Origin of the sequence: Streptomyces sp. ME19-01-6 (genome assembly GCF_033793745.1) — a bacterium.
Classification (GTDB): domain Bacteria; phylum Actinomycetota; class Actinomycetes; order Streptomycetales; family Streptomycetaceae; genus Streptomyces.
Genome location: NZ_JARAXF010000001.1, coordinates 745,885 through 772,606 on the forward strand (window position 1 = coordinate 745,885; position 26,722 = coordinate 772,606).

Here is a 26,722-nt window from a genome sequence, read left to right on the forward strand (position 1 = left end):
GGAAGTGGGTCGCCGACTGGGCGGTGAACGTGTACCACCAGGGATAGCCGCTCTCGGGGCTGGCGGGCGGTACCGATGGATCTGCTCATCGGTACCGCCCGTTCGCGGTTTCAGCGCTCCTTGAAGGCGACCGGCGCGTCGAAGGCCGCCCGGCGGGTCGCACGGCGCAGGGCCCTGAGGACCGTACGGCCGAGGGTGAGGGTGAGTATCACCGTCACCACCGCGCGCGGGAGATCCCAGCCGAGAGACGTCGCCAGGCAGTACGCGACGAAGCGGGCCAGGTTGTGCGACAGCGGATCGCCCGGCACGAACGACACGCCCGAGGCCATCCCGGCCAGATAGGGCCAGCCCTGCAGATTCATCACCGTGCCGTACAAGACCGAGGCGACCGCCCCGTACCCGGCGAGCAGCAACAGCTCCCCCCGCCCGCGCAGCCGATCCGCCCCCGGCAGCAGGCCCGCGCCCATGCCCACCCACCCCATGGACAGCATCTGGAACGGCATCCACGGCCCCACCCCGCCCGTCAGCAGCGCTGAGGCGAACATCGACACCGCGCCCAGCACGAAGCCGAAGCCCGGGCCCAGCACCCGCCCCGACAGCACCATCAGGAAGAACATCGGCTCGATGCCCGCCGTCCCCGCGCCCAGCGGCCGCAGCGCGGCCCCCGCGGCCGCCAGCACCCCCAGCATCGCGACGGCCTTGGAGCCGAGACCGGTGTCGGCGATCGTCGCGACGACGACGGCCAGCAGCAGCGGCAGCAGCGCGGCGAACAGCCAGGGCGCGTCGGCGGAGTGGGCGAGCCCGGACGCGGAGTCGGAGAGCAGCGGCCAGCCGAAGGCGGCGACGCCGATCGCGGAGACGAGGGCCAGCGCGGCGACGGAGCGGGGCCCGAGGCGGACCGCGCGGGCCTGACGCCCCGCGCCGGTCGCCTCGTTCGCTTTATCCGGCTCGCACGCCCGCGCGCGGTCACCGTGACCGCCGGCGTCGGCGTCGCGGCCGGGATCAGCGTCGCGGCCCGGACCGCCGGTGGCACCGGGACGGCCGAGGCCACCGAGGGCCCCCGGGGCGGCGCGCTCGGCGGCATCCCGCAATGGGTCCCGCCCGGCGTCGGCGCCGGGCTCGCTCCGCACGCCGGGTTGGCCCGGCCCGGTGCCGTCGCCACCCAGCCTCATACGGTCCGCTCCGCTTCCCCCAGGGCCCGCCGTACCTGCCGGACCGTCAGCCACGGCAGCGGGGCCAGCACCTTGGCGACCTGCGGGGCGAACGCGGGGGAGGACACCACCACCTCCGCCGTCGGGCCGTCGGCCACCACCTCCCCGTCAGCCAGGATCACCACCCGGTGGGCGAGTTCGGCGGCCAGCTCCACGTCGTGCGTGGCCAGGACGGTCGCGTGGCCGTCCGCGGCCAGCGCGCGCAGGATTTCGATCAGGCGCGCCTTCGCCGCGTAGTCCAGGCCACGGGTCGGCTCGTCGAGCAGGAGCAGCGGCGGACGCGCGGTGAGGACGACCGACAGCGCGAGCGCGAGCCGCTGGCCCTCGGACAGATCGCGGGGGTGCGCCGAGTCCGCCACGCCGGGCAGCAGCCGGCCCACCAGCTCCCGGCAGCTGCCGGAAGCCGCGCCCGCGTCGCGGTCGGCCGCCGCGCACTCCGCCGCGACGGTGTCGGCGTAGAGCAGGTCGCGCGGCTCCTGCGGTACGAGGCCGACGTGGCGCAGCAGTTCGGCGGGCCGGGTGCGGTGCGGTACGACACCTCGACCGCCGACGCCCCCGCCGCCCGGCCCGGCGGCGCCGACGCGTACCGAACCGGAGGCGGGCGTGTGCATCCCCACCAGCGTGGACAGCAAGGTCGACTTTCCCGCGCCGTTGCGGCCCATCAGCGCCACCGTCTCGCCCGGCCGCACCGTCAGGTCCACGCCGCGCAGCGCCTCGACCCGCCCGTGGCGTACGGCCAGCCGCACCGCCTCGGCGACGGGTTCCCCCGAGGCGGTGGCCCCGCGCGACTCTCCATCCGGGGCGAGCGGCGTCAGCCGCTCCCGCAGCGGGGCCGCCTTGCGGCGGGCGTCCCGTATGGACAGCGGGAGGGGGGCCCAGCCCGCCAGGCGGCCGAGCTCGACCACGGGCGGCTGGACGGGCGAGACCGCCATCACCGCGGCCGGGTCCCCGACGACCGGGGCCGCGCCGGGGGAGGGCAGCAGGATCAGCTGGTCCGCGTACTGGACCACCCGCTCCAGGCGGTGTTCGGCCATCAGCACGGTGGTGCCGAGGTCGTGCACGAGCCGCTGCAGCACCGCCAGGACCTCCTCGGCCGCCGCGGGGTCCAGCGCCGACGTCGGCTCGTCGAGGACCAGGACGCGCGGGTGCGTGGTGAGCACCGAGCCGATGGCGACCCGCTGCCGCTGTCCGCCGGAGAGCGTCGCGATGGGCCGGTCGCGCAGCGCGGCGAGGCCGAGCAGGTCCAGGGTCTCCTCGACCCGGCGGCGCATGGTGTCCGGGGGGACGCCCAGCGACTCCATGCCGTACGCGAGTTCGTCCTCGACGGTGTCCGTGACGAAGTGGGCCAGCGGGTCCTGGCCCACCGTGCCCACGACATCGGCCAGTTCGCGCGGCTTGTGGGTCCGGGTGTCGCGGCCCGCCACGGTGACCCGCCCGTGCAGCGTGCCGCCCGTGAAGTGCGGTACCAGACCGGAGACGGCGCCCAGGAGAGTCGACTTGCCGACTCCCGAGGGGCCGACGAGCAGACACAGCTCCCCCTCCGGAACGGTCAGATCCACGCCCTGGAGGGCGGGCCGCGCCGCGTCGTCGTAGGTGACGGACACCTGCTCGAAGCGGATCACCGCGTGGCCTCCTTGCCGGTGTGGGTCTTGGGTGGCTTGACGGGGCCCGGGGCCACGAACGCCGGGAGCAGCCCGACCAGCACCCCGGCCGCGGGCCACAGCGGCAGCACGGGCGCGGTGAGCGGGACGGCGGGCGGGTTCAGGGCCTGTGGTGCGTACGAGGCCGCCCAGATCATCAGGCCCGCGACCGCCACCCCGGACCCGGACACCAGCCACGCCCGCGCGCCCCACCGGTCCGGCCGGTAGCGGCTGCGCACCGAACGGCGGCCGCCCAGCCACAGCCCGCCGAGCGCGGCGGCGAGCCCGGCGAGCAGCACCGGCAGGCCGAAGCCCGCGCCCTGCGCCGCCAGCAGCCCGTACGTACCGGCGCAGACGCCGAGCAGCCCGCCGAGGGTGAGGGCGGCGGTGGCGCGGGCGACGGCGGGCGGGACGTGGGCGGTACGGCCGTAGCCGCGCGCGTCCATCGCGGCCGCGAGCGCCACCGAACGCTCCAGCGCCCCCTCCAGGACTGGCAGCCCGACCTGCAGCAGGGCGCGCACCCCGCGGTCGGGGCGGCCGCGCAGCCGGCGGGCGGCGCGCAGCCGCTGGACGTCGGAGACCAGGTTCGGGGCGAAGGTCATCGCGACCACGACCGCCACTCCCGCCTCGTACAGCGCGCCGGGCAGGGACTTGAGCAGCCGGGCGGGGTTGGCGAGCGCGTTCGCGGCGCCGACGCACACCAGGAGGGTGGCCAGCTTCAGCCCGTCGTACAGCGCGAAGGTCAGCCCCTCGGCGGTGACCCGGCCGCCGATGCGCACGCCCTGCGCCCAGTCGGGGAGCGGGACTTCGGGGAGGGTGACCAGTACGTGCGTGCCGGGGATCGGTGAGCCGAGGAGGACCGCGAAGCACAGCCGGATCGCCAGCACCACGAGCCCCAGCTTGAGGAACGCGCCGTACGAGCGCGCCCACGGCGCGTCCGTACGGCACGTGGCGACCACATAGCCCGCGACGGTGACGAGCAGCCCCAGCAGCAGCGGATTGGTGGTGCGGGAGGCGGCCGTGGCCAGCCCGAGGGCCCACAGCCACCAGGCCCCGGCGTGCAGCGCGCCGCGCGCGGTGTGTGGGTGTCCGGTGGCGGTCCGGTCGGCGCCGCTCATCGCCGGTGGTGGCGGCGCGCCTGCCACACGGCGGCGGCGCCCAGCGCGACCACGGCGGCCAGGCCGCCGATCAGCCCGGCCGACGGGCCGCCTCCGCCATCGCCCTGCCCGCCGTTCCCGCCGCCGCTGCTGCCGCCGGATCCACCGCTGGTGGCGGCGACCTGCTCGCCGCAGCCCGTGGCGGGGTAGTCGGCGATGGCGCACAGCAGGGCGGAGGAGTTGTAGCGCAGCGGCTCGGCGACGGCCGCCAGCGCGTCCCCGGCGCTCGCGTCCTGACCGATCCGCGCGCACTCCGTACGGGGCTCGGGCGGGGTGCGGTGGTCGGGGGCGTCGGCGGCCGTGCCAAAGTCCAGGACCACCGCGACGCGTTTGGTGCCATTCTTCGCGGGGGTGTGCGCGCAGACCGTCTTGAAGTCGGCCGAGTCGCGCGGCTGGGTGGCGTCCCCCGAGTCCTCGCTCACCGCGAACCGGAACCCGATCGTGTCGCCGTCGCCGGGCCGGGCGGTGGCGGGCCCCTGCGTGGCGTACGTCCAGTTGCCGGCGCCCCGTTCCCGCTGCCAGAACGACCAGTAGCGGTAGCCCGCGGCCTGCGCGGGCGAGGCGCCGAGCGCGAGCGCGGACACCAGCGTGGACATGAGCACGGCGCAGAAGAGGGCGGCGCGTTGACCCATCAGAGCTGCTGCTTCTTCCGGCCGCTCAGCAGGAAGCCGATGCCGATGCCGGCCACCAGGAAGACGCCCACCGTCCACCAGACGCCGCCGACACCGCCCTTGTCGTCGTCCTTCTCATCCTTGCCCGACTCCGAGTCCTTGCCCGAGTCCGACTGTGATCCGGCCGCGGAGACCGACTCCGGCTTCGGACCGGTGGCGTTCAGCCGCTGGACGAGGTCGACGCTGCCGAAGCTGCGCGGATCCGCACCGGCCGCGTGTGCCGCGAGGACCAGCTTGGCCAGGGCGCCCGGGTCGCCCTTCGCCCACGCCAGCGCGCCGCTCTTCTCGCTCTGCAGCCACTGCAGGGGCTTGGCGGCGGTCGCGCTGTGCTCCCCGGCGGCCAGCGCGACGATCGCGTCGGCCGTGCCGCCGAAGTCGGGCTGGGCCTTGGCGCCGGGCATGGCGGACAGCAGATGGCGGCCGTGCTCGGTCATGGTGTCCGACAGATACGCGGCGGCGGCCTGCGCGGCCTCGGCCGCCCCGTCCGGCTTGCCGCTGCCGCCCTTGCCCGCGCCGCAGTTCAGCGGCTTCGGGGCCTTGCCGTCGTCCTTGCCGGCCGGCTCGAAGACGAAGCCCTTGCCCTCGGTGGCCAGCGCGGCGGCCGCGGTCGCCAGGTCGTTGGCGGTTTTCTTTCCGGGGTCGCCCTTGGCCGCCGTATACGCGAACGCCCCGCGCTGCCCCTCCTTCGCCTCACACCCCAACTGCAGGCCCAGCAGCACGTCGTACGGCGTCTTGCCGCCCTTGGCGGACTTCACCTGCTTCGGGTCCTGGCCGATGGCGGCGAAGGCGCCGACGGCGGCGGAGGTGGAGTTGGCGTCGCTCGGGCTGCCCGGGTTCATGCCCCAGCCGCCGTCGTCGTTCTGGTGCTTCTTCAGCCAGCCGACGCCCTTCTCGACGGCGGCGCTGCGCCCGCCGACCGCGGCCAGCGCCTGCACCGCCGCCGCCGTCGCGTCGGTGAACTCGCCCTTCTTCGGGTCGCACGACTTCGCGGCGTCGGCCCGGTACGCGGCGAAGCCGCCGTCCTCGCACTGCTGGCCGGCCAGCCAGTCGATGGCCGACCTCGCCGGGGTGACCCCGACCGCGTCCTGGGCGAGCAGCGCGAGTGACTGCCGCCACACCCCGTCGAACTTCGGGTCCTTGGTGCCGTAAAGCCCCTTGGGCAGTGCCGATGAGCCGGACGGCTTCGGGGAGGGCGAGGCGTCGGCGAACGCGGCGGGGGCGGCGGCCGTGCACAGGGTGGCCAGGGCGGCCAGAGCCGTGGCGCTGCGGCGTACGTTCATGGCGACGGTGCCTCTCGGTCGATGGTCTCGGCGGTGGCTGGACATCGGTACGCGGCCGTGCACGGCCGTCCACCCCGCACGCCGAGGGACGCACGAACGCGATGACACCGGGCTCAGTTCCGCATACCTCGACGGTGCCGCCGCCGGACGGGCCGACGGCGGGAGCCTGCGGTGCGCCCGACCAGGTGCTCCGGCTCGTACGCCCTGCGGCACACAGCCCGTACTCACGGTTGCGGGTCAGCGCCGGATTCTCACCGGCTTCCCCCGATCGGACGCGGATGAAGTTTTCACGGATACTTTATCCGGCGCCGAACCGGGCCGGACCACGGCGGTCGGGCCCTTTGGGGGCGGGCTGCGGGACGGGCCCATACTCTCCCTATGGATCAGGACATCCGGTTCCGTTTCGGCCTGACCCCCTTGGCCGAGGTACGGCCGTGGGGGCGGCGCGAGCACCCCGTACTGCACTGGTTCGGGCTGACCGACGGCTGGTACGCGATCGACCTCGGCGAGCACGAGCTGCTGCGCTACTCAGAGCGCACGGTGCGACGGCTGCGGGGCGGCGAGGGCGGCGGCCCGGCGCACCCGTATGTGGACTACTACGTGGTCAGGCTGTGGGAGGACCTGCTCGCGCTCCTGCCGGCGGCCCTGGAGCCGGTGCCCGAGGACCTGGCCGACTTCGTGGCCGGCGACCCCGCCGACTGGTACTGGGAGGAGACCCCGGAGGCCGAAGCCGAGGCCGAAGCCGAGGCCGCGGCCGAGGCCGCGGCGGGGTGGCACCGCGACCGTGCCCTGGACATGGGGTATCTGCGGGTCGCACCGTACGTCCACTGCTGGCGGACCGTCGCCGGGGAGGACGACGTCATGAACATCAGCTGGGCGTATCAATCCGACCCCGAGAACGAGATCGAGTTCGCCGGCCCGGCCACCGGCCGGACGACCCTGCCGACCAGCGCCTTCGTCGCCGCCGTGGCCGAGTTCGACCGCGGGCTGCGGGAGGCGATGGAGCGGCGGATCGGAGAGTTGGAGGCGGCGGGCCCGCCGCCGGGCATCGAACTCGACCTGGAGCAGCTGCGCCGCGAGCACCGGGACCGGGCGGGGTGGCTGGAGCGGGCCCGGCGGTACACGTACGTCACCGACTGGGCCGCCGTACGGGCGGGCGCGGCCTCGCTGCTCAGTGGCGGAGACGAGGGCTCCGGATGAGGCCGAGGATGCCGAGGAGACGGTCCATCATGTCCTCGAACAGCGGCACCGGGTCGTCCAGGGCGAAGGACATGTGGCTGTAGACGGCCAGGCAGAGCATGCCGTAGATCTGACGCCAGCAGGTGAGCATCAGGAACACGACGCCGATGGGCACATCGAGGCCGACGACCTCGCGGTACGTCCGCAACTGCCGTGCCAGGACCGGGTCGATCTCTTGGTCGGACGGGTGGGCCAGACGCTGCTCGCGCCACAGCCGGGTGAAGAGCTGCCCGAACACCCCGCCCAGCTCGCGCGATATGGCGTGCGGGATGTCGTCGGCGGACGCGGCGGCCGCCTTGGGATAGGCGGCGCCCATGAGCTGCCCTCGAAGTAGCGGTAGAGGGCAGGGGAGGTCACCCCGACGCTGCGGGCCACGGCCGCCACGGTGAGCCCTTCGGCCCCCTCAGCGGCGGTGATCCGGCGTGCGGCCGCCTTGGCGTCGCGTTCGAGCTCCGCGCGTAGCCGCTCCCGCCGCGTCAGCCCTGCCACGCGCTCGCCTCCGCCTCCGTCGGTGCCGGACACCGTCGCCTCCTCCTGCTGATCGGGTGCGTCTCAATGATCCTTCATCGACTGTCGGGCGTAGGGGGCAACCGACTTGCCGTGAAGGTGCGTTGCGTGGTTAATACCATTCTCACTTCTCAGGGCAGTCACGGTTGTGCTTCCGCTGCTACGGAATCGGCGCTGTGCTGCGGCCGCGCCGCGGGGGAATGCGGAGAGCTGAGTGAGTAAGACCTATGGACCCGGTATGCGGTGCTGGGTCGCGGCGGCGGCCGCGACCCCGTGTTCTTCCTCCACGGAAACCGGTACGTGGGCCAGGCGAGCGGACCAGGGGCGATGGCGGTCGAAGCGCAGGACGGCAAGACGGTCACGCTCGCCCGCCCCATCTTCAAGGACAGCGACCCGAACTGCTGCCCCTCGGGCGGCACCGCCCGCTACCAGGTCCGCTGGAGCGGCGGGGCCCTCGCGGCCGCCCCGTCCCCGCCGGGCTTCGAACAGCACAATGAGCCGGTCCGTTAGCCACCGTCATGCGCGATCATGGACGAGGGTGGTCCGCCGGGCCCCCTCGTCCATAAAAGAAGACGGAAGAAGACGGAAGAAGGCGCAACATGACCGATCCGGCCGGCTTCGAGAACATCCCCCCGACCACCCTCGCCGACATCCTGGGCCGCGAGCAGGTCGTGGACATCGGCATCCGCCCACTCTGGTCCCCGACGCCGCGCGTCGCCGGCCTCGCGTTCACCGTGCGGTGCCCTCCCGGTGACAACCTCATGCTCCACGCGGCCATCCACCGCGCGGAGCCCGGCTCGATCATCGTCGTCGAGTCGGGAGACGTGGACCACGCCCTCGCCGGAGGAAACGTCTGTGCCGTCGCCCAGCGCCGGGGGATCGCGGCGTTCGTGCTCGACGGGGTGATACGTGACCTCGGCGAGGTACGCGAGATGGGCTTCCCCGTCTTCGCCAGGGGAGTCATCCCCATCCCGGGCACCAAGGCGGCCGCCCAGCCGCTCAATGTCCAGGTGCGGTGCGGCGGTGTCGATGTGAACGCCGGAGACATCGTGGTGGCCGACGAGGAGGGCATCGTGGTCACTCCCCACGCCCGCCAACAGGAGGTGCTCCTCGCCGCGCGGGTGAAGTTGGCCAAGGAGGCCGAGGAATCCCTCGACGCGTGGGAGGCGGCGCACCGTGCCCGCATCGACAAGATCCTGAGCGACAAGGGCTTCGAGGGCTGAGCGACCACATATATCGCTGTATCTCTACCGGAGGGCCGAGGGTGAACATGGTCGCGGGCTGGACGTGGGACGACACGCTGTTCTCGGGCACGGCCGCCTACTACCGACGCGGGAGGCTCCCGTACGCCCCCGGGCTCGCGGACGCGCTCGCCAAGGCTCTGCCACTCGACGGGCAAGGGCGCCTCATCGACGTGGGATGCGGCCCGGGCACCATCGCCCTGAGCCTGGCGCATCTGTTCCGCGAGGTCGTCGGCGTGGACCCGGACAGCGGCATGATCGCCGAAGCCGGCCGCGAGGCCGCCATGGCGGGAGTCACCGGAAAGACGCGGTGGGCGCGGACCCGCGCCGAGGAACTGCCCGCGGGCCTCGGCACCTTCACCGTCGCCACCTTCGCCCAGTCCTTCCACTGGATGGATCGCGAACTGGTGGCGGCAACCATCAAGGACATGCTCCGACCCGGCGGGGCGCTGGTACATATCTCGGACCTGAAGACCGAGACCCGAACCACCGACGGTCTTCCCCACCCGCCCGTGCCCTACGCCGCGATGGAGGAGCTGGTCAGGCGCTACCTGGGACCGGTCCGACGGGCCGGCCAGGGGGTGTTGCCGCAGGGGACGACCGGCGGTGAGGCGGCGGTGTTCGCGCGGGCGGGATTCTCCGGTCCCCAGCGCCATGTCGTTCCCGGTGGGCAGGCGCTGGTCCGTACGTGGGACGACGCGGTCGCGGGGGTGTTCTCCATGTCGTTCTCCGCTCCGCATCTGTTCGGCTCGCGCCGTGACGACTTCGAGGCGGATCTGCGCCAACTCCTGCGCGAGGCCTCCCCATCGGGCCGGTTCTCCGAACGCCAGCCGAGCACCGAGCTCTTCGTCTGGGGGAGGGACCCGGCTGCGCTGTGATCAGGACGGCGATCGCTCACCGGGCCGGGCGGCTGGGCTGTCAAGGGGTCACACGGGCGGGCACGGGGTTGGCCGGCGAGTCCAGCCACACCCGCTCGCCGTCACCATCCACGGTCAGCCCGAAGCGGCCGAACCCAGGGCGGTCCTGATCCTCCCACCACCGATAGGCCGCTTCCGCTTCATCCCACAGCCGGCGCGGGCCCGACTGCCAGACACGCGCCGTCGCCCCGTCGCGGAACTGCACACACGCCCATGAGCGATCGGTGAGCCCGTACAACCACACCGGCCGTGTTCCGTCGTCCTTGTCGGCGACGACGCTTCCGCAATCACGGACACACACTCCCAGCGCGAAGCGGTGCGGGCTGAACCGGCTGCCCACGAACTCTTCTTCCGTGACCGTGGTGGAAGACTCGTCACCATCGGCCACGCTGCCCGCGACGTACTCGGAGTGCAGCACGGGCGGGCGGCGCTGCGCCCGCAGCTTCATGAACTCCACGGGGCCTGTGAACGCCCCGGACGCGCTCTGCCCGTCGTCGGCGACGACCAGCCGTACGACGGCGTCCCCGTTGCTGAAGTGCGTCCCCCAGGGGGCGACGATGACCCCTTGCGGTCTGCTCTGCCGCACCCACGCGAACGGGATCGCCCGCAGCCCGCAGGTCGCGATGATCCGGTCGTACGGCGCGGCCTCGGGGTAGCCCTCAAAGCCGTCCCCGTGGACGACTCGGACGGGCGACCCGAAACGCTCAAGAGCCGTCCGCGCCGCTGACGCCACGGCTTCGTCGACCTCCACCGTGACGACGTTCTCCACGCCGAGCCGGTGAGCCAACAGGGCGGCATTCCAGCCCGTGCCCGTGCCGATTTCCAAGACTTGTTTTTTGGGCTGTACGTCCAGGTCCCTGAGCATGGAGAACACCACACTCGGCATGGACGCGGAGCTGGTGGAGACCTCCCCTGGTTCCGCTCCCGAGTGCTCCCCGTCGTCCCATTGCGTGACGATGGGAGCGTCGGAGTCGGCACAGCCCTGCCATGCCCCCGGATTGTCTGCCTTGCTGACGGCAACGCTCCGGCCTGTGCTCATGTCGAACGGCCACATCACGTCAGGCAGGAACGCGGAGCGGGGTACGGCTTGGAACGCGGGCGCCCAGTCCGGGGACAGGAAGCCGGCGGACCTGAGGGCACGCCCCAGCTCCATACGGCTGGGGCGCTCCTTGCGTGCGTCTGTCGTCACAGGGCAGCGACCTTGGGCGGGTTGGGGACACCGGGGCCGCCATCGGGGGACGGCGGCTGATGCGGGCCAGGGTAGGGCTGTCCCGGCAGCTTGTCGCCGTTCCCGCCGTCGCTGTTGCGCAGGATGACCTTCACTGTGTGCTCTCCTTTGCTCTGCCGACGCAGGGCGGTTCCCCACGTCGAAGCGCCGCTTACTACTCGCGCCCGACCCGCAGCTCGCCCCACACCCGCTTCCCCCAGGGCAGTCGGTCCGTGCCCCACCGGTCGGAGACGGCCTCGACGATGGCGAGACCGCGCCCGTTCTCGTCGTCGGCGTCTGCCATGCGAGGTGTGGGGAGGACGTGGGATTTGTCGGTGACGGCTACGCGGATCCAGCGCGGGCCCGGGCGCGAGACGGTGACGCGCAGGCAGCGGCTGCCGCTGTGCGCGATGGCGTTGGTGACCAGCTCCGACACGATCAGCGCCGCCGGGGCGGCGAGATCCGGCAGCCCCCACGCTGCGCACGCCGCCTCCGCCAGGCGACGGGCGCGTATGACCGACGTTGCCTCGCACGGCATGCTCTGGCTGTAGGAGGGGCGGCCGGTCGCGGCGGGGCGCACGCGGTGGTCGGCCGTAGGGCCAGTGGCGACGGTGTCGCTGGAGGGCTTTGGAGGCATCGTCGGTCCTTCCTGGGGAACGGAGGCCGGTGGCGAAGGGTGCCAACGCGTCCGCGCTTGTCCAGGTAACCGGCAGGCGCTGCGGTGGGGGTATGCCGGACTCGGCAAGGGCTCAGAAGGCGGACTCTGTCGTTTTGACTCTTCTGGTTCCCCGGCGAGTGGAGCCATCCCTTAACGTTCTGTCATGACGCGAACACGGAACGAGGCGCTTGCCGCCTGGATGGCCGAGCACGGGGTGAGCGCCAATGGGCTCGCGACGCAGGTCAATTCGGTTATCGCGGAGTTCACTGGCTCGTATGGGACATGCACCGAGCGGGGCGTCTTCCGATGGCTCTCGGGCGAGATCACCTGGCCGCATGCGCGGCAGCGTGTTGCCTTGGCGCGGGTCACGGGTCGAACATCTTTGCAGTTAGGGTTCCGCCCCCGGGGGCGCCAACCCGACCCGCCCGCGTCACCGGAAGAGGATCCCGTGTACCGACGTGCCTTCCTTGCGGCGGCGACGGCCGCCGGCGCGTCCCTCACCACGTCAGCGACCGAGAGACCGCGCCGCCTCGGCTCCACCGACGTGGAACGTCTGAACGAGAAGCTTGCCACCCTTGTCTCCAAGGACGACCGCTATGGGGGCACCCCGGAACTTGAGCAACACGCCCTTGCGCTCGTCCGGGAAACGCTGGACCTGCAACAGCGCGGGACGGCGTCAAGCCGCATCCGCTCTGAGCTTTACGCTGTCGCCTCCGCGTTCACTTCGAGCGCCATGTGGGCCGCTATCGACGGCCGCCGTTTGGATGCTGCCCAGGGCCATCTGAACCAGGCGGTCACCCTCGCCGGTCTCGCGGGAAACTCCGCCGTCCAGTTCAGGGTCTGGGGTCACGCGGGGTCCCTCTACCGCCAGTTCGGCCGCCACGCCGACGCCATGGCTGCGTCCGAAGCCTCCCGTGCGACGGCGATCACCCGCCGCGACCCGCTCTTTACCTCGCTCGCTTTGGCACGGCTTGCTGTCGACCATGCCGACTCCGGGGAATCCACGGCTGCCTTGCGGTCCATTGACCAGGCGCAGGACGCGTTCGACCGCGCCGATCATTTTCTGTCCCGTCCCGCATGGATGCACTTCTTCGACCAAGCCGAGCTCGACAGCTTGGCTTTGTTCGCTCATCTCAGCCTCGGCAGATGGGCCGAGGCTGAACACCGCGCCCACCGTTGCCTAGCTCGTCTACGCCCTGACCTGAAGCGCAACCGTGCCCTTACCCACGCCAATCTCGCGCTCGCCCAACTAGGCCAGGGTGACATCGAACCGGCTGTTGCTGCCGCTCAGGCCGTGGCTCCAGAGATGGCCCAGCGAGGCCGCGTTCGCGAGCTCCTTGGCGAATTTACCCATCGGTTGAACGCCATGGCCCCCAAAACTCCCGAAGCCCGAGCCTGGCGCGACCACAGGACGGAGATCGCATGACCGGCACCAACGCCCTCACCTTCCGCCATGTGACCGACGTAGAGGACGTCCGGCAACTCCTGCTCGACATTCACGTCGAAGTGCGTGGTGGGTTCGGCATGATGGACCGGCCTTTCTATGCCGTCGAGCGCTTCAACGAACGGCTGAGCCGGTACGCCTCTCGTACCGGCTGGGAATCAGTCATCGCTTACCAGAGTGAGGAGCCGGTGGGTTATGCCTTTGCCACGCCGCTCGGCGCCGATACCGCTTGGTGGGAGGATATGGTGCCGCCTCTACCGGATCATTACGTGGAGGAGACAGGTATCCGTACGCTGGCTCTGAACGAAATCCTTGTTCGCGCACCGTGGCGTCGCATCGGTGTCGCCCGCCGTATTCATGAGGAACTTCTCGCCGGACGGAACGAACAGCGCGTCACGCTGTTGGTCAACCCGCTGGTCGCAGATGGTCGCCTCCAAGCCGTATACGAGGCGTGGGGATACGAGCAGATCGCGACACAGCAGCCCTTCCCCGACTCGCCAGTCTTCGCGGTCATGATGCGCCCGGTGCGCATCGCTTGAGCCGCCGATACGAGCCGGGCGCCGGGCGAGAGCCAGGAGGTCGCCCGGGTTGTCCGGCGGGGTGAGGTCGAAGGTCTCCTCCAGCCACGTGACGTACTCCCCATGGCGGGGACTGGGCTCGTCGTCCGCGTCGGGCCTCACGAACTGGGCTCCGTCCCAGGAAGGCCACTGCCGCCAGTCGCAGCCGAGTTGCCGGAACAGATCCCGGAGGTCTTTGGCGACTATGCCGATTCCGCCCTCGTCGCCGAAGACCACCACGGGCACGATGGCCAGGTCCTCGCGATCGTCTATGCCTCGTGCAGGATCGCCGCCAGTTCGCCGGGCCGGTCGAACATCGGCCAGTGCCAGCCGGGCAGGTCCCGGTAGGTCAGGCCCTCGTCGGTCATGTGCCGGAAGGCGGGGACGGTGGCGGCCATCGCCTGGACCTGTTCGATCGGGAAGCTGCACAGCACATGCAGCCTCGGCAGCTTCTCCCAGGCGCCGGTCAGCCGGACCGGGGTGGTGGCGGTGGCCCAGGGCTGCGGCGTCGACAGTCGCGTCAGGCGCTCAAGCATGTCGGCGGGCAAGCCGGACACCCGGGAGGCCAGCTCCTGCCACGGCGGGGGCGGCAGTTGCCAGCCGTGCCCCGCCGTGCGTACCAGCTCGGCGTTGCGCGCTTGATCCTCCGGCGGGGAGAACTGCGCTTGGGACATTCCGTCCGGCAGCGGCCCGCTGTCGATGAACACCAGTTGAGCGATCCGTTCCGGTATCCGGTCCGCCACGCTCGGGATCACCACCGACCCGGCGTAGCTGTGCCCGACCAGCACCACCTCGTGCAGGTCCTCGTAACGGATCAGGTTGAGCACATCGGTGATGTGCGTCTCCAGGTCGGTGTCGGGCCGGGCCAGGTGTGCGCGCTCGCCCAGGCCGGTCAGGCTGAGCGGGCGGACGTCGTGCCCGTGGCCGCGCAGCTCGGCTGTCACCGGGCGCCAGGCCCAGGCGCCGAGCCAGAAGCCGGGGAGCAGTACGTAGGTTGCCATGGCCCACACGCTAGGAGGGATACCGGACAGGATCCGCCCGGTATACGCGGGAGACTTCGCGCATGACCCGACCGACCGCCCGCGTGCTCGCCCTGCTGGAGATCCTTCAGACCGGCGGCACCCGCACCGTCGCCGACCTGGCCGACCGGCTCGGCGTGGACGAGCGCACCGTCCGGCGCTACGTCGACCACCTGATCGATCTGGACGTCCCGGTCCGGTCGGTGCGCGGCCGGTACGGCGGCTACCGGCTCGCCCCCGGCTACCGGATGCCCCCGCTGATGCTCACCGACGAAGAGGCGCTGGCCGTGCTGCTCGGCCTGGTCGCCGGTCGGCGGGCCGGGCTGGTGACCACGTCCGTCGCGGCGACGGAGAGCGCCGCCGCCAAGGTGCGCCGGGTGCTGCCCGAGGCGCTTGGCCGCCGCCTGGACGCGCTGCTGGCCACCGCCGACTTCACCGCCCCGGCCTGCCCCGTGACCACCCCGGAGACGGGCGTGCTGCTGATGCTCGCGGAGGCCGCGCGGGACCGCCGGCCGGTCGCCCTCACCTACACCGCCTGGAACGGGCGGCGCAGCGAGCGCACCGTCCACCCGTACGGGATCGTCGCCCACTCCGGGCGCTGGTACGTGACAGGGGCGGACTCGGACAGCGGCGAGGTGCGTACGTTCCGGCTGGACCGGATCGAGGCCGCGACGGAGCTGCCGGGGTCGTACGAGGTGCCCCAGGGGTTCGACGCGGCCGCCCGGGTGCTGTCCGGGCTCGCCGAGGTGCCCTACCTGCACGAGGTGTCGCTGCGGGTCCAGGGCACGGCCGAGCGGATCCGCTCCCGGCTCCCGGCCGGGATCGCCACCGTGCGGGAGCTCCCGGCCGACTCGGCGCAGGAGGGCGGCCCGTGGGTACGGATCCTGCTGCGGGCCGAGCGGCTGGACTGGGTCGCCTCCGTGCTCGCCTGGCTGGACCTCCCGTTCGTGATCGAGTACCCGGACGCACTACGTCACCACGTACGCGCCCTGGCCCGCCGACTCGCGACCTGCGCCGACGCTATGGGTGAGATGTAGCGGTGGGGCCGGCGGCATGGCGCCGGCCCCACTGGGTCACCGCCGGTCGAGGTCCGGCTTCGTGATCCTGAAACGGGCTACGTTGTCCTCGGTGGCCACGTGGTGGAAGCCCGCCTTCTCCAGTACGCGGAAGGACGACGGGTTCGGCAGCTCCACGGTGGCGGAGACGGTGTGGACATCCGGCGCGGTGAGGGCGAACTCCGCCAGGGCCCGGGTGGCCTCGGTGGCGTAGCCTCTGCCGCGGCGGGAGGCCACGATGCCGTATCCGATGTCGACGGTGCCCTCGCTCGGCGGCCAGAACAGGCCGAGCGAGCCCACCACCAGGCCACTGTCACGCTCGATGATCAGGCGGTGGCCGTACGCGCCGAGCCAGTCCGGGTGCTGGCCGAAGAGGCCCGCGATCACCCGATCGCCCTCGGCGGGGAAGTCGTCCGCCCAGTCCACCGACCTGGTGTCGCCGACGACCGCGGTGGCCTCGGCGGTGGTCCACGTCCGAAGGACGAGGCGGTCGGTGGTCAGATCATCGTGGGCTGATGCTGTTGCGGGAGGGGAAGACACGTGTTACTCCTGGTCGTTGGAACGACCCGGACCGCACGCTGCTACCGCGCGGCCCGGACGAGGGCATACCGATGGAGGCCTACGGCGGCCATATTCATCAACCTCCTCGTCACGTGATCACGCGTCTCTCGCGTCGGAGTGATCATAGTAACTGCATCTCAGCGCAGCTTCCGGAAGAACGAACGGACGTCGGCGGTCAGGACCTCCGGCGCCTCCATCGCCAGGAAGTGGCCGCCCTCCTCCAGCTCGGTCCAGGCCGTGATGTTGTGATCGCGCTCGGCCCACCGCCGCACGCTCACATCGTGGGCCGAGACCAGTACGGCCGTGGGGACCGTGCCGCGCTGTGGGGTCCAGTCGCCTCCTCCGCCGCTCCAGTCGGCGCCGTCGTTGCCGTCGGTGCCGTCATTGCCCCAGTCGGCGCCGTCCTCGCCCGAGTCGGTCCATGCCGTCGCGGACATCTCCTCGTAGTAGACCTGCGCCGCCGACCCGGCCGTGCCGGTGAACCAGTACAGCGAGACGTCGGTCAGCATGCGATCCCGGGCGATGCTCTCCTCCGGCAGGCCCTCCTCCGGCCAGGTCAGTTCCTTGAACTTCTCGACTATCCAGGCGAGTTGACCCACCGGTGAGTCATGCAGGCCGTATGCCACCGTCTGCGGCCGTTTGGCGTTGCACTGCAGGTAGCCGTCGTTGGCGTGCTGCAGGCGCTGCCAGCGGCGCTGGTCGGGCTCGCTCAGGCCGTCCGTCTCGCCCTCCGCTCCGATCGGAAAGGTGATCATCGCGTTGAGGTGTATGCCGATGACGCGCTCGGGTGCCTGCTTGCCCAGCTGGGGCGCCACCCAGGACCCGGTGTCGTACCCCTGGACGCCGTACCGCCGGTAGCCCAGCCGGGCCATCAGCTGGTCCAGCACTTCGGCCATCCGGGCCGCGTTCATCCCGGGGCCGGCCAGCGGCGTGGAGAAGCCGAACCCCGGGAGCGAGGGGATGATCAGATGGAAGGCGTCGGCCGGGTCCCCGCCGTGTGACCGGGGGTCGGACAGCGGCCCGATGACGTCGAGGAAGTCGGTGAAGCCGCCGGGCCAGCCGTGCAGCAGCATCAGCGGGGTGGCGTCCGGTTCGGGGGAGCGTACGTGGAGGAAGTGCAGGTTCTGCCCGTCGACGGTGGTGACGAACTGCGGGTGGGCGTTGAGGGCGGCCTCCTGCTCGCGCCAGTCGTACGAGGCGCGCCAGTAGTCGGCGAGCTCCTTCAGATAGCCCACCGGAACCCCGCGGCTCCAGCCGACGCCCGGCAGCTCGCCCGGCCAACGGGCGTTGGCGAGGCGGGCGTTGAGGTCGTCGATCCGGTCCTGCGCGATCGCGATGCGGAAGGGGCGGACAGTGTCGTCGTGGGCGGTGTTCTGTGCCATGACCGGAAGGCTAGGAGGGGCTTAGGACAGATACGTTCCCAAGTTCGTGGCAACCTCGGGGGAATGGTGGAGACCTCGGCGCGGCTGCTGCGCTTGCTGTCGCTTCTGCAGACGCGCCGGGAATGGACCGGCGCCGAACTCGCCAAGCGCTTCGGCGTCTCGACGCGCACGGTGCGCCGCGACGTGGACCGGCTGCGCGAACTCGGCTACCCGGTGCACGCCACGCGGGGAGTCGCCGGCTACCGTCTGGGGGCCGGTGCGTCCCTGCCTCCGCTGCAGTTCGACGACGACGAGGCCGTCGCGGCGGCGATCGCCCTGCGGACGGCGGCCGGCGGAGCGGTCGCGGGCATCGAGGAGGCGTCGCTGCGCGCCATGGCCAAGCTGGAGCAGGTGCTGCCGTCCCGGCTGCGGCACCGCGTGGACGCGCTGAAGCAGGCCACGCTGCGCATCGGGCCGACCGGACCGGAGGTGCCACCGGACACGCTGATGGTGATCGCGGACGCGTGCAGGCGAGGCGAACGCCTCCGCTTCGACTACTCCAGCCCGCGCACCGGCGCCACCGTCCGCTCCGTAGAACCCCACCGCCTCGTCCACTTCGACCGCCACTGGTACCTCGTCGCCTGGGACACCGGCCGCGACGACTGGCGCACCTTCCGCGTGGACCGGCTCACCCCGCGCACGCCGACCGGCCCGCGGTTCACCCCCCGGCCGGCGCCCGACGGCGACGTCGCCGCGTATCTGTCCCGGCAGCTCTCCCACCGCGCCTGGCCGTACCAGGCCACGGTCACGCTGCACGCGTCCGCCGAGGAGGCGGCCGAACGGGTCTGGCCGGGCATGGGCGCGATCGAGGCCGTGGACGGGCGGGGCTGTCTGCTGCACCTCGGCGCGGACTCCGTCTGGAACCTGATGTGGATGATCACCTCGGTGGACCTCGACTTCACCCTCACCGACGGCCCGCCCGAACTGGCCGACGCCCTGCGCGCCCACGCCGCGCGCTGCCGGCGCGCCTTTCGCGGTGGCGACGGGAGGGAGTAAGCGACCCTCCATCCGATATCTAGCGAGGGGACGCCCCGCTTTAGCGGGGTGGGGAATCGCTTCTTTGGGCTGCTCTGACATCAACTGTCTCACGGGTCTGTGCGGTTGAGCTGAGCCGTGAACCACCCGCACTAGACCTGTGGCGCGTGTATAGTGATCGTGTGGCTGCGACCCGGAAGGTTCGCCGGTTCTCCGGCGGCGTGTACGACCTCGGGCTTCACGTGGTGTGGTGCCCGAAGTATCGCCGTCCGGTCCTCGGTGGCCGGGTCGCGGAACGCCTGGACGAACTGATCCGAGTCAAGGCCGAAGAGCGCGGGTGGGAGATTATCGCCCTTGAGGTGATGCCGGACCACGTGCACCTGTTCGTCAAACACGATCCGAAATCGTCCGCCTCGTATGTCGCGAACCAGTTCAAGGGCTTCACCTCTCGCGTGCTGCGGGAAGAGTTCCCGCACTTGAAGTCGCGGATGCCCACCTTGTGGTCGTCGTCGTACTTCGCCGCATCGGTCGGCGCCGTGTCGGCGGCAACGGTGGAGAAGTACATCAACACGCAGTGGGAACGCCCCTGGAAGAAGGACGAGGAGGCCCGCTCGTGATGCGGGCCTACAAGTTCCGTCTTCGCCCCACCGTGCGCCAGGAGCAGGCGCTTGGCGAGATGCTGGCCGATCACTGCTCGCTCTACAACGGAGCCTTGCAGGAACGCCGGGACGCCTACCGGCACAGCTCGAAGACGAGCATCAGCTACGGGCAGCAGTCCGCGCAGCTCAAAGAGATCCGCACCTTCGACCCCGAGCGGCAGGGCCGCTGGTCGTTTTCCTCGCAGCAGGCGACGCTGCGCAGGCTGAACAAGGCGTTCGCCGCGTTCTTCCGCCGGGTGAAGGCCGGTCAGACGCCGGGCTATCCCAGGTTCAAGGGCGTCGGTCACTTCGACACGGTGGAGTTCCCGAAGGACGGCGACGGCTGCCGCTGGGACTCCACCCCGCACGACCGTCAGACCCGCGTACGCCTGCAAGGCGTCGGGCATGTCCGCGTGCACCAGCACCGCCCGGTACGCGGCCGGGTGAAGACGATAAGCGTCAAACGGGAGGGCAGGCACTGGTACGTCATCCTCGCCTGCGACGAGGTACCCGCCGAGCCCCTTCCGGCCACCGGCTCGATCGTCGGCATCGACATGGGCGTGACCCACTTCCTGACCACATCCAGCGGTGAGCACTTCGAAAACCCGCGCTTCCTCGAAGCGTCCGCCGAGGCGCTGGCCGAAGCTCAGCAGCACCTTTCGACGTTCCCCAGGCGAACGAAACGGCGGACGAAGAAGCACCGTGCCGCCGCCCGGACGGTCGCCAAACTGCACGCCAAGATCCGCCGTCAGCGCCTGGATCACCACCACAAGGCAGCGAACGAGCTGATCCGCGATCACGACGTGATCGCGCACGAGAAGCTGAACACGGCTGGAATGACCAAGAGCCCAGCATCCAAGCCCGACCCCGAGCAGGCGGGCGCGTTCCTGCCGAACGGGGCCGCTGCCAAGGCCGGGCTGAATCGCAGCATCCTCGACGCGGGTTGGGGACTGTTCTTCGGGATCCTGGCGCAGAAGGCTGAGAGTGCCGCTCGCCGCGTGATTCCGGTGGAGGCCCGCAACACCTCCCGCACCTGCCCTGAATGCGGGCACGTCGCCAAGGAGAACCGCGTCAGCCAAGCAAAGTTCGAGTGCACCGAGTGCGGCTTCCTCGCGAACGCCGACCACGTAGGCGCCCTCAACGTCCTCAGCAGGGCCGGGCTGGTCCTCTGCACGGCGGCTTAGCCACCGACGCAGGAAGTTCACGCGTTTACGCGTGGGTGGAGTCACGGTCGGATGCGCCACGGCCGCCGGGCGAGCGCGTCGCGCTCTTGGTCGATCCCCGGCACGGGGACCTATGATGCGGCTCGGGTTTCCAACCTGAGGGGGATCAGGTGTCGACTCGCATGCTCACCGCTCTTGCCGTGGGCTCTCTTGTCCCCCACTCCCGCTCTTGAGCCTGTGTCAGGTATTGGCCGAGTCGCCGTGGTCGATCGGCTCGCTCAGTAGCTCGCTCGCCGCCCGATGGACCTTCGCCAGGGCCGTCATGAGGGATTCGAGTTCGGCCTCGGTGAGATCGGCGGTGACCTTCTCCTCGATCAGCCGTCGCTCCGCCTCGACCGGTTTCTGCAGCGCACGCCCCGCGTCGGTGAGCCAGAGCCGGACGAGGCGGTTGTCCCGGTCGTCGCGGCGACGGGTGAGCAGCCCGGCCGCGGTCATCCGGTCGGCCATCTTGACGACGGTGGGTGTCGTGACGTTCAGGGCGGCGGCGACTTCGCCGGGTGTGCTGCCGTCCCGCTCCCACAGCGCGGCGAGCAGGTGGTTCTGACCGACGTGCAGCCCATGGCGTCGCATGGCCGCGTCGGTCAGGGCCCGGAGCACCTTCGACGTTCTGCCGTGCAGGTCCAGGAACTGTGACATCGCGGCCTTTCGGTGATGCGCGGGAGCGGATGCCCGAGTCGTGAGCAAGTCGATTGACGGCTAATCATTCACCGGCTAACGTTTCTTCCGGATTCGCTAGACGGCAAACGACATGGGGGAGCCACGATGATACTGGTCACCGGAGCCACCGGGAACATCGGCCGTGAACTCACTCGCGCACTCGACGCGAAGGGCGCGAAGTCACGTCTCCTCGTCCGCGACCCCGCCCGCGCCGCCGGACTGCCCGAGCGCGCCGAGCGCGTCGTCGGCGACCTGGGGCAACCCGCGACACTGCCCCCCGCCTTTGTCGGCGTCGACAAACTCTTCCTGCTCACGCAGGGCATCGGCACCGACTACACGACCGCCGCCGTTGCCGCCGCCGAGGCCGCCGGGGTTCGCCACATCGTGCACCTGTCCTCTTTCCACGTCGTCATGGACCCGATCCCCGCCATGGGTCGCTGGCACCACGAACGCGAGAAGATCATCCGCGCCTCCGGCATACCCGTCACATTCCTGCGGCCCGGCGGCTTCATGACCAACGCCCTCGACTGGCTGCCCACCATCCGCGAGGGAAACCACGTCCTCGACCCGGTCGGCCCGGGCCGCTACGCGCCGATCGACCCGGCCGACATCGCCGCGGTCGCCGCCCTCGCCCTGACCGAGGAGGGCCACCAGGGCGAGGAGTACGTCCTCACCGGCGACGAGACGTTCACCGTCGCCGAGCAGGTCCGGATCATCTCCGAGACGGTCGGCCGCGACATCGAGGTCCGACAGGCCGCCACACCGGCGGAGGCCGTACGGTTCCGCTTCCCCAACGGGGCACCCCAGGCACTCGCCGACGCCATTACGGAGGGCTTCGCCCTCATGCGCGCCGACACCGTCGGGTTCCGGACGGACACCGTGGAGCGGCTGCTCGGGCGCGGGCCGCGGACCTTCGCGGACTGGTGCGCCCGTAACGCCGACGCGTTCCGGCGGCCTCGCCCGGCTGTCGGTCCCGGTGCCTAAGGTGCGGGCATGACCAACTGGATACAGGGCTCCTTCCCCGGCCATGAGGTGAATGTTGTGTTCGCCCGGGGGCTGCCACTCGACGCTCTCGTCCGGGGCCTCGGCGACCGGCTGCGGGAACCCCTCGCGTACGGCGAGGCAAACGGGTGGGCGTGAGCGGTGCACGATTCGGATATCGCCTGCGGGCCGCCGCGTGGGGTGCGGCTATGCCACCGAAGGGGCGCGGGCGTTGATTCGCCAGGGGTTCACCGAGCTCGTGTCCAACTGGTGACCGCGAACACGATGGCCGTCAACGCCGGGTCGCGCCGCGTGATGGAGAAGGCGGGGCTGACCTTTGTCCGCGGCTACTTCGGAGACTGGCCCGAGGCGATCGACGGCTCCGAGCACGGCGAAGTCGAGTACCGGCTGACGAGGGAGGACTGGGAGCGGCAGACGGCTCGTCCGGCCGGATGAGAAGCCGAGCCCGGGGAGCGGCGTGCCGCTCCCCGGGGGTGTCAGCCGACCGGGCCGGCGGTCGGTGTCGCGGCCGCCTCCTTGCCCATGCACACCGGAAGTGTCTGGTGGCCGTTGGAGATGAAGGTGGGGACGGGGCGGAGGTTCTGCGGGGGGACCGCGAGCCGGAGGTCGGGGAAGCGGTCGAAGAGGGCGGGGAGGGCGATCTGGGCTTCGAGGCGGCCCAGGGGGGCGCCCATGCAGTAATGGACGCCGTGGCCGAAGGCCAGGTGCTCCTTGGCGGCTCGGGTGATGTCGAAGCGGTCGGCGTCGTCGCCGTGGAGGTCGGGGTGGCGGTTGGCGGCGGCGAGGGAGACGAGGATCGCGTCGCCCTGCTTGATGGTGACGTCCGGGAGCTCGATGTCCTCGACGGCGTAGCGCAGCGGCAGGTTGGCCACCGGTGGCTCGGCGCGCAGGGTCTCCTCGATGACCTCGTCCCAGGAGACCTGGCCCGAGCGGACCAGGGCGAGCTGGTCGGGGTGGGTCAGCATGGCGTGGACGGCCTTGTCGAGGAGCTGGACCGTGGTTTCGTAGCCGGCGGCGATCAGCAGGCCGACGGTGTCGGCGAGTTCCTGCTCGGTGAGGCGGGAGCCGTCCTCGTCGCGGACGGCGATGAGGTCGCTGGTGATGTCGTCGCCCGGGGTCTCCCGCTTGAGCGCCACGACTTCGTGCAGCAGGGCCTCGTGGCCCTGGAAGGCGGCGAGGGCCTCCTCGGGCCCCGCGTTGGTACGGAATATGGTGTCGATGAACCCGAGCTCGCGCTCGCGCATCTCGCCCTCGGGGATGCCGAGCAGCTCGCATATGACACCGATCGGGATCGTGAAGCAGTACGCCGCTTTCAGGTCGACCACCGCGTCGGGACCGGTGGCCGCGAGGTCGTCCAGTAAACCGGACACCAGGCTCTCGATACGGGGGCGCAGCGCGGCCGTGCGGCGGGTGGTGAAGGCCTTGGCGACGAGCTTGCGCAGCCGGGTGTGGTCGGCGCCGTAGGCGGTGAACATGTTCTCCACCGCGACCCAGGCGATCAGGGGCCAGGTCGCGGGGATCTCGCCGCGCATGAACGCCGGCCAGTGCCGGCGGGGGTCTTTGGAGACGCGCGGGTCGGTGAGCAGCCGCTTGAGGAGGGCGGGGTCGGTTACCGCCCACGCCACCACGCTGTCAGGGAGTTCCACCAGGGTCGCCGGGCCGCGCTTCCGGAGGCGTGCTCCCTCCCCGTGGATGTCGTGTCCGTGGGCGTCGAGGACGAAGGGCTGGGGCTGGGGTTCCACGTATTGCCTCCGGGGTTCTGGTCGGTCACCACGGCATCCGCGTCATCGTACTTGGCGGCTACCGGAGGGAAACGTACCGGCAGTGCGGCCAGGGAGCGGTGGAAGGGGCCGTGACGCCAGCGCAGTTGGTCGGGCTCGGTGGCCAGCTCGATGTCCGGAAGGCGGTCGAGAAGCTTCTCGATGGCGGTGGAGGCGATGATCCGTGCCGGGTCCTTCGCGGGGCAGGCGTGCGGGCCCGCGCCGAAGGCCAGGTGGGCGCGGTTGCCGCGGCGGTCGGAGACCAGGTGCGGGTCGTTGTTGGCGGCGGCCATGCTGATGAGGACGGGGGTGCCCTTGAGCAGCCGGTGTCCGGCGACGGTGACGTCGCGGGCCGGGAAGTGGGTGGCGTAGTTGGCTATGGGCGGGTCGGTCCACAGCACTTCGTCGAGCGCCTCGTCGACCGGCATGGTTCCGCCCGACAGGTCGCCCGCGAACCGGTCGTCGGACAGCAGCAGTCGCAGCGCGTTGCAGATCAGGTTCTGCACCGGCTCGGTGCCGCCGCCCGTGAGCAGGGCGATCTGATGGACCATCTCCTCGTCGTCGAGCCGGGCGGGGTGGGCCAGCAGCCAGGAGGTGATGTCCGCCTGGGGGTCGGCCCGCTTCATGGCGACGAGAGCGAAGAGGGTCTCGCTGAGGAGGGCGTTGGCCTGCTCGGTGTCCTCGTCGGCATCGAAGATCGCGGCCATGGCCTTGACCAGCTTCTCGCTGAGCTCGGGCGGACAGCCGAAGAGCTGGTTGAAGACGAGCAGCGGGAGTCGGGCGCAGTACTCGGTGAGCAGTTCGGCCTCGCCCTCAGGGCCGAAGAGGTCGATGAGGAGGTCGGCGCTCTGCTCGACATAGGTGCGCAGGGCGTGCGGGTTCAGCCGGTTGAGGGTGTCGGACACCGCGCTGCGAAACCGCTCGTGCACCTCGCCGTCGGTGTACATGGCGTTCGGCCGGTAGGCCATCATCGGGACGACGGGGTTGTCCATGGGGACCGTGCCGTCGGCGAGGGCTTCCCAGCGGCGTGGGTCCCTGGGAAAGGTCTCGGTGTTGCGCATGATCTCCAGCGCGGTGGCGTAGCTCGTGACGAGCGAGGCGTGGACACCGGGGGAGAGCTCCACGGGCGCGACGGGCCCGTACGCGCGCAGCCGTGCGTAGACGGCGGAGGGGTCGGTGGCGAACTCGGGCCCGTACAGCGGCTCGGGCTGGCCCGGTTCGCTGTACGGGCCGGAGTGTGCGGGACAGCCGGGGGGCGGCGTCGGACCGGCGTCGGGGGTGGAGGTCGGCACACGTGCTCCTGGGTGGGGCTGGGATGAACGGGGCATGGCATTGGCATGGCGGGGGGTGGGCCCGGCTCGATCCCGTGAGGCGGAGACGTCGTACGGCACGGCCGAACGGGGGTAAGGCTAGCTGTGGATCACCGACGCCTCCACCCCTGAGAGAGACTCAAACCGCCTGGTATGCCACCGAGCCGACCCGTCGTCGCCGCCACCGCCGCCGCGGATTGGAGGGCGGCGGTCACACCGCCCGGTACGCCGCCGGGTCCGTGCCCGGCACCGGCTCCGCCCGGCCCTGCTTCACCAGGCGGCGCAGATGCGCCTCGGCCTCCGAGACCGCGATGTTGCGCGATCCGTAGGGGATGTCGGCCCAGGGGCGGTTCCACTCCATGGCCTCGGCCAGCTGCCACGGCGTCAGCGGCGCGCCGAGCAGCAGGGCGCGCAGCCCGGCCAGGCGCTCCTCGTGGTGGCGCAGCAGTGCCCGGACCCGGCCCGGGGCGTCGGTGAAGGCGTGCTGGTGGGCGGGGAGCACCTCGGCCGGGTCGAGGGCGGCGACGCGTTCGAGGGAGTCCACGTAGTCGCCGAGGGGGTCGGTCACGGTCGCGTCGTCGGGGTCCTCGTACAGGCCGATGTGCGGGCTGATCTCGGGCAGCAGATGGTCGCCGGAGAACAGGCGGCCATGGCCGGGCATGCCCTCGGCGGCCGCCGGGTGGGCCTCCTCGAGGTGCAGACAGACATGGCCGGGTGTGTGGCCGGGTGTCCAGATGGCGCGCAGCCGGCGGCCGGGCAGATCGAGGAGTTCTCCGGGGGTGATATGGCGGTCGGGCTGGGCGGCGCGGCTGCCTGGGAGGGTGCCAGTATGGCCCGACGCGCGGGCTTCGCGCAGCGGGGCGAGGTGCTCCTTAGGGGCTCCGGCGGCGGTGAGCTTCACGGCGAGATAGTCCAGCCAGCGGGTGGGCTCTGCCTCGCGGGTGCGGCGTACGACCTCGGCGTCGGCTTCGTGCATGGCGATCCACGCGCCGGAGGCCTCACGGACCTGGGCGGACAGCCCGTGGTGGTCGGGGTGGTGGTGGGTGACGAGCACGCCGTGGACGTCGGACACCGAGGTGCCGCAGGCGGCGAGGCCGGCGGTGAGGGTGTCCCAGGAGGTCGGGTCGTCCCAGCCGGTGTCGATGAGGACCGGGCCGCGGTCGGTGTCAAGGAGGTGGACGAGGGTGTGGCCGAGGGGGTTGTCCGGGATGGGGACCGGGATGCTCCACACCCCGCCGCCGTGGTCGGTTACTCCTGATGCCCCTGCCGCTCCCGCTTCCCTCGCTGCCCCTGCCCCCGTCATGGATGTCCCCTCTCCCGGCCGCTCGTCGAGCAACGCAAGCATTGCCCACTATAACGAGAACTGGTATCA

General features: G+C 71.4%; 28 protein-coding genes, 2 pseudogenes and 1 riboswitch. Of the genes and pseudogenes, 13 read left to right on the forward strand and 17 right to left on the reverse strand.

What is annotated here, in order from left to right; translation table 11 throughout:
• Positions 1-110: 110 nt before the first annotated feature.
• From PV419_RS03490 to PV419_RS03510, 5 genes are all read right to left on the reverse strand, one after another.
• Positions 111-869, reverse strand: a complete 759-nt coding sequence (locus PV419_RS03490) for an ECF transporter S component (protein ID WP_319686210.1) — start codon at positions 867-869, stop codon at positions 111-113.
• A gap of 299 nt (positions 870-1,168) precedes the next feature.
• Complete coding sequence (locus tag PV419_RS03495) at positions 1,169-2,833, reverse strand: ABC transporter ATP-binding protein (protein ID WP_319686124.1); 1,665 nt, start codon at positions 2,831-2,833, stop codon at positions 1,169-1,171.
• Positions 2,830-3,969, reverse strand: coding sequence for an energy-coupling factor transporter transmembrane component T (locus PV419_RS03500; RefSeq protein WP_319686125.1), 1,140 nt, complete (start codon positions 3,967-3,969; stop codon positions 2,830-2,832). Before PV419_RS03500 ends, PV419_RS03495 begins: the two co-directional genes overlap by 4 nt.
• The gene (locus tag PV419_RS03505) at positions 3,966-4,640 is read right to left on the reverse strand and encodes an SCO2322 family protein (protein WP_319686126.1); all 675 of its coding nucleotides are present in this window, start codon (positions 4,638-4,640) and stop codon (positions 3,966-3,968) included. Before PV419_RS03505 ends, PV419_RS03500 begins: the two co-directional genes overlap by 4 nt.
• Positions 4,640-5,959, reverse strand: a complete 1,320-nt coding sequence (locus PV419_RS03510) for a prenyltransferase/squalene oxidase repeat-containing protein (protein ID WP_319686127.1) — start codon at positions 5,957-5,959, stop codon at positions 4,640-4,642. The genes PV419_RS03505 and PV419_RS03510 overlap by 1 nt, the downstream gene beginning before the upstream one ends.
• 184 nt (positions 5,960-6,143) lie before the next feature.
• A riboswitch (cobalamin riboswitch) is annotated at positions 6,144-6,223 on the reverse strand.
• A 114-nt stretch (positions 6,224-6,337) separates the two neighbouring features.
• Between PV419_RS03510 and PV419_RS03515 the strand changes: the two genes are divergently transcribed.
• The gene (locus PV419_RS03515) at positions 6,338-7,159 is read left to right on the forward strand and encodes a DUF5984 family protein (RefSeq protein WP_319686128.1); all 822 of its coding nucleotides are present in this window, start codon (positions 6,338-6,340) and stop codon (positions 7,157-7,159) included.
• On the opposite strand, the gene PV419_RS03520 is transcribed toward PV419_RS03515, so the two are convergent.
• Both PV419_RS03520 and PV419_RS03525 read right to left on the reverse strand, forming a co-directional pair.
• Positions 7,131-7,514: a hypothetical protein gene (locus PV419_RS03520; protein WP_319686219.1), complete on the reverse strand. Its 384-nt coding sequence runs from the start codon at positions 7,512-7,514 to the stop codon at positions 7,131-7,133. The two genes, PV419_RS03515 and PV419_RS03520, sit on opposite strands and share 29 nt — an antisense overlap.
• 59 nt (positions 7,515-7,573) lie before the next feature.
• Positions 7,574-7,720: pseudogene (locus PV419_RS03525) on the reverse strand (hypothetical protein); the annotation flags it as partial.
• Positions 7,721-7,948: 228 nt separating this feature from the next.
• Here PV419_RS03525 and PV419_RS03530 point away from each other — a divergent pair.
• From PV419_RS03530 to PV419_RS03540, 3 genes are all read left to right on the forward strand, one after another.
• Entirely contained in the window at positions 7,949-8,215 is a 267-nt protein-coding gene (locus PV419_RS03530; protein ID WP_319686129.1) for an LppP/LprE family lipoprotein, read from the forward strand.
• An 89-nt stretch (positions 8,216-8,304) separates the two neighbouring features.
• Positions 8,305-8,928, forward strand: coding sequence for an RraA family protein (locus PV419_RS03535; protein ID WP_319686130.1), 624 nt, complete (start codon positions 8,305-8,307; stop codon positions 8,926-8,928).
• A gap of 47 nt (positions 8,929-8,975) precedes the next feature.
• A complete protein-coding gene (locus PV419_RS03540; RefSeq protein ID WP_319686211.1) occupies positions 8,976-9,824 on the forward strand; it encodes a class I SAM-dependent methyltransferase in 849 nt (282 codons plus the stop codon).
• A gap of 40 nt (positions 9,825-9,864) precedes the next feature.
• Here the strand turns inward: PV419_RS03540 and PV419_RS03545 are convergent, their stop codons facing one another.
• The 3 genes from PV419_RS03545 to PV419_RS03555 are packed head-to-tail and all read right to left on the reverse strand — an operon-like array spanning position 9,865 to position 11,707.
• Positions 9,865-11,052 carry a methyltransferase domain-containing protein gene (locus PV419_RS03545; protein ID WP_319686131.1) on the reverse strand — a complete coding sequence of 396 codons (1,188 nt, stop codon included), beginning with the start codon at positions 11,050-11,052 and terminating at the stop codon, positions 9,865-9,867.
• On the reverse strand, positions 11,049-11,186 hold the full coding sequence (locus tag PV419_RS03550) for a hypothetical protein (protein WP_319686132.1): 138 nt from the start codon (positions 11,184-11,186) through the stop codon (positions 11,049-11,051). Before PV419_RS03550 ends, PV419_RS03545 begins: the two co-directional genes overlap by 4 nt.
• Before the next feature lie 59 nt (positions 11,187-11,245).
• Positions 11,246-11,707, reverse strand: coding sequence for an ATP-binding protein (locus PV419_RS03555; protein WP_319686133.1), 462 nt, complete (start codon positions 11,705-11,707; stop codon positions 11,246-11,248).
• A 184-nt stretch (positions 11,708-11,891) separates the two neighbouring features.
• On the opposite strand from PV419_RS03555, the gene PV419_RS03560 reads away from it, so the two are divergent.
• Both PV419_RS03560 and PV419_RS03565 read left to right on the forward strand, forming a co-directional pair.
• Positions 11,892-13,154, forward strand: coding sequence for a Tat pathway signal protein (locus tag PV419_RS03560; RefSeq protein WP_319686134.1), 1,263 nt, complete (start codon positions 11,892-11,894; stop codon positions 13,152-13,154).
• Positions 13,151-13,711 (forward strand): GNAT family N-acetyltransferase, encoded by a 561-nt coding sequence (locus PV419_RS03565; protein ID WP_319686135.1) that lies wholly within the window; start codon positions 13,151-13,153, stop codon positions 13,709-13,711. Before PV419_RS03560 ends, PV419_RS03565 begins: the two co-directional genes overlap by 4 nt.
• Positions 13,712-13,998: 287 nt before the next feature.
• Here the strand turns inward: PV419_RS03565 and PV419_RS03570 are convergent, their stop codons facing one another.
• Entirely contained in the window at positions 13,999-14,730 is a 732-nt protein-coding gene (locus PV419_RS03570) for an alpha/beta hydrolase (RefSeq protein ID WP_319686136.1), read from the reverse strand.
• Positions 14,731-14,792: 62 nt separating this feature from the next.
• Between PV419_RS03570 and PV419_RS03575 the strand changes: the two genes are divergently transcribed.
• Positions 14,793-15,785 carry a YafY family protein gene (locus PV419_RS03575; protein ID WP_319686137.1) on the forward strand — a complete coding sequence of 331 codons (993 nt, stop codon included), beginning with the start codon at positions 14,793-14,795 and terminating at the stop codon, positions 15,783-15,785.
• Between the two features lie 36 nt (positions 15,786-15,821).
• Here the strand turns inward: PV419_RS03575 and PV419_RS03580 are convergent, their stop codons facing one another.
• On the reverse strand, positions 15,822-16,343 hold the full coding sequence (locus tag PV419_RS03580) for a GNAT family N-acetyltransferase (protein WP_319686138.1): 522 nt from the start codon (positions 16,341-16,343) through the stop codon (positions 15,822-15,824).
• 158 nt (positions 16,344-16,501) lie between these two features.
• Entirely contained in the window at positions 16,502-17,746 is a 1,245-nt protein-coding gene (locus PV419_RS03585; protein ID WP_319686139.1) for an epoxide hydrolase, read from the reverse strand.
• 63 nt (positions 17,747-17,809) lie between these two features.
• Between PV419_RS03585 and PV419_RS03590 the strand changes: the two genes are divergently transcribed.
• The 3 genes from PV419_RS03590 (at position 17,810) to PV419_RS03600 (ending at position 20,582) form a co-directional block, all read left to right on the forward strand.
• Entirely contained in the window at positions 17,810-18,781 is a 972-nt protein-coding gene (locus PV419_RS03590; RefSeq protein WP_319686140.1) for a helix-turn-helix transcriptional regulator, read from the forward strand.
• Between the two features lie 161 nt (positions 18,782-18,942).
• On the forward strand, positions 18,943-19,377 hold the full coding sequence (gene tnpA, locus PV419_RS03595) for an IS200/IS605 family transposase (protein WP_415925216.1): 435 nt from the start codon (positions 18,943-18,945) through the stop codon (positions 19,375-19,377).
• Positions 19,374-20,582, forward strand: coding sequence for a transposase (locus PV419_RS03600; protein ID WP_319686212.1), 1,209 nt, complete (start codon positions 19,374-19,376; stop codon positions 20,580-20,582). Before tnpA ends, PV419_RS03600 begins: the two co-directional genes overlap by 4 nt.
• Positions 20,583-20,801: 219 nt before the next feature.
• On the opposite strand, the gene PV419_RS03605 is transcribed toward PV419_RS03600, so the two are convergent.
• Positions 20,802-21,257 carry a MarR family winged helix-turn-helix transcriptional regulator gene (locus tag PV419_RS03605; RefSeq protein ID WP_319686142.1) on the reverse strand — a complete coding sequence of 152 codons (456 nt, stop codon included), beginning with the start codon at positions 21,255-21,257 and terminating at the stop codon, positions 20,802-20,804.
• A 126-nt stretch (positions 21,258-21,383) separates the two neighbouring features.
• On the opposite strand from PV419_RS03605, the gene PV419_RS03610 reads away from it, so the two are divergent.
• From PV419_RS03610 to PV419_RS03620, 3 genes and pseudogenes are all read left to right on the forward strand, one after another.
• Positions 21,384-22,262 (forward strand): NAD(P)H-binding protein, encoded by an 879-nt coding sequence (locus tag PV419_RS03610; RefSeq protein WP_319686143.1) that lies wholly within the window; start codon positions 21,384-21,386, stop codon positions 22,260-22,262.
• Positions 22,263-22,271: 9 nt separating this feature from the next.
• Positions 22,272-22,418 carry a hypothetical protein gene (locus PV419_RS03615; protein WP_319686144.1) on the forward strand — a complete coding sequence of 49 codons (147 nt, stop codon included), beginning with the start codon at positions 22,272-22,274 and terminating at the stop codon, positions 22,416-22,418.
• A gap of 14 nt (positions 22,419-22,432) precedes the next feature.
• Positions 22,433-22,715 (forward strand): annotated as a pseudogene (locus PV419_RS03620) (GNAT family N-acetyltransferase); the annotation flags it as partial.
• 41 nt (positions 22,716-22,756) lie between these two features.
• Here PV419_RS03620 and PV419_RS03625 read toward each other — a convergent pair.
• The 3 genes from PV419_RS03625 to PV419_RS03635 form a co-directional block, all read right to left on the reverse strand.
• Entirely contained in the window at positions 22,757-23,926 is a 1,170-nt protein-coding gene (locus PV419_RS03625; protein ID WP_319686145.1) for a cytochrome P450, read from the reverse strand.
• Positions 23,890-25,332, reverse strand: coding sequence for a cytochrome P450 (locus PV419_RS03630; RefSeq protein ID WP_319686146.1), 1,443 nt, complete (start codon positions 25,330-25,332; stop codon positions 23,890-23,892). Before PV419_RS03630 ends, PV419_RS03625 begins: the two co-directional genes overlap by 37 nt.
• Positions 25,333-25,561: 229 nt before the next feature.
• Positions 25,562-26,653, reverse strand: coding sequence for an MBL fold metallo-hydrolase (locus PV419_RS03635; RefSeq protein WP_319686147.1), 1,092 nt, complete (start codon positions 26,651-26,653; stop codon positions 25,562-25,564).
• Between the last annotated feature and the right edge of the window lie 69 nt (positions 26,654-26,722).

What these genes read in the sequence shown, in the direction of transcription:
- PV419_RS03500 (WP_319686125.1), bottom strand. Translation starts at nt 3,969, where the DNA reads ATGAGCGGCGCCGACCGGACCGCCACCGGACACCCACACACCGCGCGC.
- PV419_RS03505 (WP_319686126.1), bottom strand. Translation starts at nt 4,640, where the DNA reads ATGGGTCAACGCGCCGCCCTCTTCTGCGCCGTGCTCATGTCCACGCTG.
- PV419_RS03510 (WP_319686127.1), bottom strand. Translation starts at nt 5,959, where the DNA reads ATGAACGTACGCCGCAGCGCCACGGCTCTGGCCGCCCTGGCCACCCTG.
- PV419_RS03515 (WP_319686128.1), top strand. Translation starts at nt 6,338, where the DNA reads ATGGATCAGGACATCCGGTTCCGTTTCGGCCTGACCCCCTTGGCCGAG.
- PV419_RS03520 (WP_319686219.1), bottom strand. Translation starts at nt 7,514, where the DNA reads ATGGGCGCCGCCTATCCCAAGGCGGCCGCCGCGTCCGCCGACGACATC.
- PV419_RS03535 (WP_319686130.1), top strand. Translation starts at nt 8,305, where the DNA reads ATGACCGATCCGGCCGGCTTCGAGAACATCCCCCCGACCACCCTCGCC.
- PV419_RS03540 (WP_319686211.1), top strand. Translation starts at nt 8,976, where the DNA reads ATGGTCGCGGGCTGGACGTGGGACGACACGCTGTTCTCGGGCACGGCC.
- PV419_RS03555 (WP_319686133.1), bottom strand. Translation starts at nt 11,707, where the DNA reads ATGCCTCCAAAGCCCTCCAGCGACACCGTCGCCACTGGCCCTACGGCC.
- PV419_RS03560 (WP_319686134.1), top strand. Translation starts at nt 11,892, where the DNA reads ATGACGCGAACACGGAACGAGGCGCTTGCCGCCTGGATGGCCGAGCAC.
- PV419_RS03565 (WP_319686135.1), top strand. Translation starts at nt 13,151, where the DNA reads ATGACCGGCACCAACGCCCTCACCTTCCGCCATGTGACCGACGTAGAG.
- PV419_RS03570 (WP_319686136.1), bottom strand. Translation starts at nt 14,730, where the DNA reads ATGGCAACCTACGTACTGCTCCCCGGCTTCTGGCTCGGCGCCTGGGCC.
- PV419_RS03575 (WP_319686137.1), top strand. Translation starts at nt 14,793, where the DNA reads ATGACCCGACCGACCGCCCGCGTGCTCGCCCTGCTGGAGATCCTTCAG.
- PV419_RS03585 (WP_319686139.1), bottom strand. Translation starts at nt 17,746, where the DNA reads ATGGCACAGAACACCGCCCACGACGACACTGTCCGCCCCTTCCGCATC.
- PV419_RS03590 (WP_319686140.1), top strand. Translation starts at nt 17,810, where the DNA reads ATGGTGGAGACCTCGGCGCGGCTGCTGCGCTTGCTGTCGCTTCTGCAG.
- PV419_RS03605 (WP_319686142.1), bottom strand. Translation starts at nt 21,257, where the DNA reads ATGTCACAGTTCCTGGACCTGCACGGCAGAACGTCGAAGGTGCTCCGG.
- PV419_RS03610 (WP_319686143.1), top strand. Translation starts at nt 21,384, where the DNA reads ATGATACTGGTCACCGGAGCCACCGGGAACATCGGCCGTGAACTCACT.
- PV419_RS03615 (WP_319686144.1), top strand. Translation starts at nt 22,272, where the DNA reads ATGACCAACTGGATACAGGGCTCCTTCCCCGGCCATGAGGTGAATGTT.
- PV419_RS03635 (WP_319686147.1), bottom strand. Translation starts at nt 26,653, where the DNA reads ATGACGGGGGCAGGGGCAGCGAGGGAAGCGGGAGCGGCAGGGGCATCA.